1 protein-coding gene is annotated in these 922 nt (G+C 41.5%); it reads left to right on the plus strand.

Annotated features, from left to right (window positions below; genetic code table 11):
- The first annotated feature begins 135 nt into the window (after positions 1-135).
- The gene (locus ACFCTO_RS12110) at positions 136-828 is read left to right on the plus strand and encodes a tyrosine-type recombinase/integrase (protein WP_499876966.1); all 693 of its coding nucleotides are present in this window, start codon (positions 136-138) and stop codon (positions 826-828) included.
- The last annotated feature ends 94 nt before the right edge of the window (positions 829-922 follow it).

The raw sequence follows: 922 nt of genomic DNA on the forward strand, positions 1-922 counted from the left end.
TTTGAATTGTTTGTTGAACTTCGTCATACTAAGGCCCCCTATATATACTTTTATTGTATCACTTTATGGAAAACCTCAGTTTGACTTGTCCTATTTATATGCTAGCACCAACGGTTTAAGGGTAGCTCTATCACATTGATAGACTATATGCAGGACTGGCTACAAATGAAGAAGCAGACAAACATAGATGTAAAAACCTATGAAAGCTATGAAAGCCGATACCGCAACCATATCAAGCCATTCTTTGAAGCGGATGCCCCTAAACTTACAGATGTAGACACGAACGCTGTATCTGCCTTTGTGGGGGCTTTAAGGGAGAAGGTTGATAATGCTTCTATACGCTTCTCTATGCGAACGTTGCACGATGTCTTTACCGTGTTGTCCATTGCACTCAATGAGGCCGTAAGGGGGAACTATATCCCTAGGAATCCTTGTGATAACGTACGCCTTCCCAAGGTGAAGAAGACACAGAAAAGAGCAATCACAAAGGAAGAAGTAAAGAAGCTCTATGACTATGCACGAGGAGCGAACCACTTTAATTGGATTGCTATACCGCTTCTCTTTGAAACAGGGATGCGGCGTGGAGAGCTACTGGCCCTTACATGGAAGGATGTCCGCTATGATATTGAACAGAGAACACACTACATCAATATCACAAAGGCTGTAGGGGCTGAAAAGAAGGCTACTATTCACGAATACACAAAGACACAGAGCGGCGTAAGACGGTGTTATATTTCCGTTAAGCTGTACAATCTCATGATGGAGTATCGGGAAAAGACACAACACAACAAGCGTACTTATGTGATTGCACATGGTGCTAGCATATAAATAGGACAAGTCAAACTGAGGTTTTCCATAAAGTGATACAATAAAAGTATATATAGGGGGCCTTAGTATGACGAAGTTCAACAAACAATTCAAA

It is taken from the genome of Megasphaera indica (genome assembly GCF_046614755.1).
Lineage (GTDB): Bacteria > Bacillota > Negativicutes > Veillonellales > Megasphaeraceae > Megasphaera > Megasphaera intestinihominis.